Origin of the sequence: Amycolatopsis sp. NPDC089917, assembly GCF_040684635.1 — a bacterium.
In the GTDB taxonomy this organism is placed as follows: Bacteria; Actinomycetota; Actinomycetes; order Mycobacteriales; family Pseudonocardiaceae; genus Amycolatopsis.
On record NZ_JBFBGL010000008.1, the window covers coordinates 159,805 to 165,804 of the forward strand.

At 69.0% G+C, this 6,000-nt stretch carries 5 protein-coding genes; 2 read left to right on the plus strand and 3 right to left on the minus strand.

The genetic code is table 11. The features are described from left to right. Positions 1-27: 27 nt before the first annotated feature. The gene (locus AB0N89_RS08965) at positions 28-1,791 is read right to left on the minus strand and encodes a gamma-glutamyltransferase (protein WP_364201969.1); all 1,764 of its coding nucleotides are present in this window, start codon (positions 1,789-1,791) and stop codon (positions 28-30) included. 32 nt (positions 1,792-1,823) lie between these two features. Next, positions 1,824-3,017 carry an FAD-dependent monooxygenase gene (locus tag AB0N89_RS08970; protein WP_364201972.1) on the minus strand — a complete coding sequence of 398 codons (1,194 nt, stop codon included), beginning with the start codon at positions 3,015-3,017 and terminating at the stop codon, positions 1,824-1,826. A 114-nt stretch (positions 3,018-3,131) separates the two neighbouring features. Between AB0N89_RS08970 and AB0N89_RS08975 the strand changes: the two genes are divergently transcribed. Further along, on the plus strand, positions 3,132-3,710 hold the full coding sequence (locus tag AB0N89_RS08975) for a TetR/AcrR family transcriptional regulator (protein ID WP_364201975.1): 579 nt from the start codon (positions 3,132-3,134) through the stop codon (positions 3,708-3,710). Here AB0N89_RS08975 and AB0N89_RS08980 read toward each other — a convergent pair. Next, complete coding sequence (locus tag AB0N89_RS08980) at positions 3,705-5,015, minus strand: UDP-glucose/GDP-mannose dehydrogenase family protein (protein ID WP_364201978.1); 1,311 nt, start codon at positions 5,013-5,015, stop codon at positions 3,705-3,707. The two genes, AB0N89_RS08975 and AB0N89_RS08980, sit on opposite strands and share 6 nt — an antisense overlap. Before the next feature lie 160 nt (positions 5,016-5,175). Between AB0N89_RS08980 and AB0N89_RS08985 the strand changes: the two genes are divergently transcribed. Next, positions 5,176-5,934, plus strand: a complete 759-nt coding sequence (locus AB0N89_RS08985) for an SDR family NAD(P)-dependent oxidoreductase (protein ID WP_364201981.1) — start codon at positions 5,176-5,178, stop codon at positions 5,932-5,934. Positions 5,935-6,000 lie beyond the last annotated feature (66 nt).

The following is a 6,000-nucleotide window of genomic DNA, read 5'->3' on the forward strand; positions in this document are numbered from 1 at the left end:
GGGAAAAAGCCGTGAAGGGCAGCAGCCTCAGCGGCCGACGGCGTAGCCCTGCATTCCTCGCGCGTTGGCGGCGGCACGGAGTACGCCACCGGACCGCGAAACGGCCGAAAGCCTTCCGAGCGCCCAAGGTCCGGCGTCGACGACGGCGTGCCCGCGCGCGGCGAGAGCGTCCATTGTGGACTGACCGAGTCGCGACTCGACCACCAGTTCTCGCGGCGTCCACGAACGCGGATAGAACGAGCTCGGGAACGCGGTCGTGTGCCACGCGGGCGAGTCGATCGACTCCTGCAGGTTCAGCCCGCCAAGCGTGTGCGCCAGCCAGAAACACAGCTGCCACTGGTCCTGCTGGTCGCCGCCGGGGGTCCCGAACGCCAGCACCGGCTCTCCGTCGCGCAGGCCCATCGACGGCGAAAGCGTGATCCGCGGCCGTTTCCCGGGTGCCAGCGAATTCGGCAATCCCTGTTCCAGCCAGAACATCTGACCGCGCGAGTCGAGGCAGAAACCGAGCTCCGGGATCGTCGGGCTCGACTGCAACCAGCCACCCGACGGCGTCACCGAGATCATGTTCCCGGCCGCGTCGACGACGTCGATGTGCACGGTGTCGCCCCGGGTCGCACCCAGCGGCCCGACCGTCGGCTCCCCCGTCGCGCCGGAGCCGGATTCGAGCCCGCGCAGCTTTTCGAGAATCGCGGGCAGCTTCGGCGACGGACCACCGGGCCGGAGCTCGGCGGACGCTTCGTCGGTGATCAAGGCGCGACGGGCCTCCGCGTACTCGCGGGAGATCAGCAGCTCGATCGGCACGTCGGGGGAATCCCCGTACCAAGCCTCGCGATCCGCGAACGCCAGCTTCGCCGCCTCGACGGCCAAGTGCACGGTGCGCTCCGTCGGGATTCCGTCCACATAGGACAACTCGTTCCGCAGGCCGTCCAGCAACCGTGCCTGCTGGAGCAACGCCGGCCCCTGCGTCCAGGCCCCCATCTTCACCAGGCCCCAGTCGCCGAAGTCGACCTGCAGCGCGTCCTCGTACGTCGCTTCCCAGCCCGCGAGGTCCTCACCGGTGAGGAGACCGGCGTGGTCGCGACCGGAATCGTCACGGAAAGCCTTGCGGCTGAACGCATCGATCGCCTCGGCGACGAAACCCTGCGACCACGCGCGACGTCCGGCGTCGATCTGCGCTTCACGGCCGCTCACCGACTCGGCCTCGGCGACCAGTCGCTCCCACGTGTCCGCGAGCGCCGGGTTGCGATGCAGCCCCTCGGCGGGCTTGCCGTCCGGTAGCCAGAGCGCCGCCGACGTCGGCCAGTGCTCGGTGAAGAGGTCCCGGACCGCGCGGATCGTGTCGCCGACTCGGCTGACCAGCGGTATCCCGTTGCGTGCGTAGGAAATCGCGTAACCGAGCACGTCGCGCAACGACTTCGTGCCGTGATCCCGCAGGAGCAGCAGCCAGCCGTCCCACGCGCCGGGGACGGTCGCGGGAAGCAACCCGCTGCCGGGGATCAGATCGAGCCCGAGGTCCGCGAAGCACTCCGGCGTCGCCGCCGCGGGCGAGACTCCCTGGCCCGCGAGGGCTCGCGGAGTTCGATCCTTGGCGGTGACGAAGATGCCGGGGACCTGCCCCGCCGGGCCGCACAGATGCGGCTCGGCGATCTGCAGGACGAACCCGGCCGCTACCGCCGCGTCGAAGGCGTTGCCGCCGTCTTCCAGCACCGCCATCCCGGTGGCCGAAGCCAGCCAGTGCGTCGATGCCACCATGCCGTGGGTGCCGGCCAGTTCCGGCCTGGTCGTGAACACCCGGCCGATACTACGCTTTGCTAACTACTTTTTCAGCGTCGAGCGGTGACCGGAGCGTCGTAGTTTTCGAGCGTCGCCGCGTTCGCCGCGCGCGAGGTGATCCAGGTGAACACCTTGGTCATCGGCTTCGAACCCAGCACCCGGTACAGGAAGTTCCGGTAGCCCATCACGAACCGCGACGCCGGGATGAGGAACGTCCCGATCCCGGCCGCCTGCTTCTGCGAGACCTTCACCGGTCCGCGCAGTTTCTCTTCGTACCGCGCGAAAGCGACCTCGTGATCGCCACGCGCGGCGGCGAGTTCCCCGGCCAGGATGTACGCGCCCATCATCGCGAGCCCGGTGCCCGAACCACCCGGACCCGCGCACCAGGCGGCGTCGCCGAGCAGCACGACCCGGCCCCGTGACCACTTGTCGAGGTGGATCTGGCTGAGCGAGTCGAAGTACAGCGCGTCGACGTCACCGAGGCCTTCCAGCAGCGCCGGAACTTCCCAGCCGAAGTCGGCGAACCGCTCCGCGACCAGGCGTTTCTGTCCTTCGACGTCGTGCCGGTGCACGTCCACCGTGCCGGAGGTGAAGAGGAAGCTGACGTTGAGAGCCGAGCCGTCGCGTCCGCTGGCGGCCATCACGGTCCGGCCGGGAACGCTGCAGATCATGCCGAGGTGATCGAGGCCGAGGTGGTTGGGCACGGTGAAGCCCGCCGTCTGGAAACCGAGGTCCGTCCGGAACCGCGCCTCGTCGCCGAACGTCAGCCGCCGGACGCCCGAGTGCAGCCCGTCCGCGCCGACGACCAGGTCGAATCTGCGCGAATCGCCGTGCTCGAAGCTGACGTCGACGCCGTCCGCACCTTCGTCCAGCCCGGTGATCCAGTCGCCGAAGACGTACTCGACGTCGTTCTTCGTGTGGTCGTAGAGGATGCGCGTCAGGTCTCCGCGCTCGATCTCGACTTCGCCGCTGAAGAAAACCGACGGCATCTGGGCGACCTTCTTGCCGTTCACGTCGACGACGAGCTGCGCGCCCATCGCGGTCTCCTTCGCGCGGATGTCTTCAAGGATCCCCATGCGCTCCAGCAGGGCCATCTGCTCGCCGCGAAAGTCGACCGCGCTGCCGCCTTCGCGCAGCGCCGGGGCGCGCTCGACGACGGTCGGCGTGAAGCCGCGCTCGCGAAGCCAGAAGGCGAGGGCCGGACCCGCGATGCCGGCGCCGGAGATCAGAACTGTGGTCGTCATGGCTGCTCCCAGAGGTTTCGTGGTGTTGGGAACGACCGTACGGCAGATTTGCACGCTTGGTCAAGCCGCTTGGTCAAACCATTTGAATAAACCGCGTGGTCTAAGATCTCGGGCATGGGTAATCGCGAGGACCTGATGGCGGGCGCCATCCAGTGCTTGAAGGAAAAAGGCTGGTCACGCACGACGGTGCGGGACATCGCGACGGCGGCCGGGGTCAGCCACGCGGCGATCGGCTACCACTTCGGCTCACGCGAAACCCTGCTGCTGACGGCGTTCTCGCAGGCGATGGACGACTGGGGCAAGGAGATCCAGCTGGAGATGCGGAGCGCTGTCGACCCGGAGGCGTCGGCGGCCGAGCAGTACGCCACGTCCTGGCGCGCGATGATCGACTCCTACGGGCGCAACCGGCAGCTGTGGATCGCCTCGATCGAGGCGTTCGTCCAGTCCGAGCATCATCCAGAGCTGCGGAAACAGCTCGCGGCGGCGCAGCGCGAAGGACGACGCGGGATGGCGGCGGGCATCCTGGGGATCGACGAGGACAACCTCACCGAGGCCGACGAGCGCCGGATCGGCGCGGTGGCGACGGCGCTCAACTCGGGCGTGATGCTGCAGCACATGCTCGACCCGGAGAACGCTCCGACGGCCGAGGAGGTCGTGGAGGGGCTGATGGCGCTCGTCTCCCGCGTGTCATGAGACGGCGACCTTCCGCCGCAGCGCCGCCCGCGGCCGCCCGACGCCCTGCCACGACAGGCCGGCGTCCAGGATCCGTTGTGGCTCCAGGAGATTGCGCGTGTCGACGACCGAATCGCCGTCCATCTGCTCGGCCATGTAGGTCCAGTCGAGCCGTTTGAACTCGTCCCATTCCGTCAGCACGACGACGGCGTCGGCCGCCTTCGCGACCTGGTACGGGTCGTCGACCACGGTCATCCCGGCGATCTGGCCGCCGACGGCGGGGTCGTAGGCGGTCAGTTCCGCGCCGAGCGCGCCCAGCACCGAAGCGACCGCGAGGGCGGGTGAGTCGCGCAGGTCGTTCGTCCCGGCCTTGAACGCCAGCCCGAGGACGCCGATCCGCGAACCGGCCAGCGTGCCGCCGACCGCGCCGGCGATCTTCGCGACGATGCGGTCCCGCTGCGCGATGTTCTCCTCGATCGCCGAGGTGAGCAGCGTGAAGTCGTACTGCACCGACTCGGCGACCCGGACCAGCGCGCTGGTGTCCTTCGGCAGGCACGAGCCGCCCCAGCCGGGGCCGGGCTTGAGGAACGAGCGGCCGATGCGCCGGTCGTAGCCCATGCCTTCGGTGACCAGGTCGATGTCCGCGCCGAGCCGTTCGCACAGTTCGGCGATCGAGTTCACATAGGACAGTTTCATCGCGAGGAAGCAGTTCGCCGCGTACTTCACCAGTTCCGCGCTGGCCGCGTCGGCGACGACGACCGGGGCGGCGAGGTCGGCGTAGAGGTCGCCGACCCAGCGGGCGGCCGCGACGTCGTCCGAACCGACGACGATCCGGTCGGGCCCGAGGAAGTCCTCCACGGCGGTGCCCTCGCGCAGGAACTCCGGGTTCGACACGACCGGCACGTCGGTGCGGCCGAGCATCGCCTGGATGCGCTTCGACGTACCCACCGGAACGGTCGATTTGGTGATCAGCGCGCATCCCGCGGGAATGATGTCGCCGATCTCGCCGGTCACGGCTTCGACGGCCCGCAGGTCCGCCGAACCGCCCGCGCCCATCGGCGTCGGCACGCACAGGAAGACGGCCTCCGCGTCACGAACGGCGTCGCGCGCGCCGACCACGAAATTGAGTCTTCCGCTGGTCAGCCCCCTCGACACCAGCTCGGACAATCCCGGCTCCAGGATGTCCACCCGTCCGGCGGAGAGCCTTGCGACCTTCGCCTGGTCGACATCGACGCAAGTGACTCGATGCCCCAGGCCGGCCAGGCAGGCCCCCGTGGTCAATCCGACGTAACCGGTCCCCACCACCACGATCCGAGCAGCGCTCATGCTGCTGAAGGTGACAGCCGGAGTTGACCTCCGAGCGAACGGAATGCTTCAGGCCCGAATACTCCTCACGACATGCCGCCCATCGACGTGAGCCAACACACGCGCTACCCCGATGCGAACGAGCGTTAACCTAGACGCGGTTGTCGACGAAAGGGAGAACATGCAGATCACCGATACCGCGGCGCTCGTCACGGGCGGCGCGTCCGGGCTCGGCGGCGCCACCGCGAAGGCACTCGCGGCGAAGGGCGCGCGGGTCTTCGCGCTGGACCTCGCCGGTGCCATCGCCAACGCCGAGCAGATCGAGGGCATCACCTACGTCGAGGCCGACGTGACCGACCCGGAGCAGGTGCGGGCCGCCGTCGCGACCGCCGCCGAGTCCGGGGTGCCGCTGCGGACCGTGGTGAACTGCGCCGGGATCGGGCCGTCCGCCCGGATCCTTTCGAAGAAGGGCCCGCACGACCTCGCCCTGTACGCGAAGGTCGTCCAGATCAACCTGATCGGCTCGTTCAACGTGCTGACGCTGGCCTCCGAGGCCATCGCGAAGACGGAACCGCTGGCCGACAACGCGCGCGGCGTCATCATCAACACCGCGTCGATCGCGGCCTTCGACGGCCAGATCGGGCAGGTGGCGTACTCGTCGTCCAAGGGCGGCATCGTCGGGATGACCCTGCCCGCCGCGCGCGACCTGGCGTCGCACGGGATCCGGGTGCTGACCATCGCGCCGGGCATCGTCGACACCCCGATGCTGGCGACGGTGAGCGACGAGTTCCGCGCTTCGCTGGCCGAGGGCGTGCCGTTCCCGAAGCGGCTCGCGCGGCCGGACGAGTACGCGCAGCTCGCGCTGTCGCTGATCGACCACGACTACCTGAACGGCGAGGTCGTCCGGATGGACGGCTCGCTGCGCATGGCTCCGCGCTGAGCCTCTCCCGCATGTCATGAAAGGGTCGTTCCTGACGTTTTTCGTCAGGTACGACCCTTTCATGAC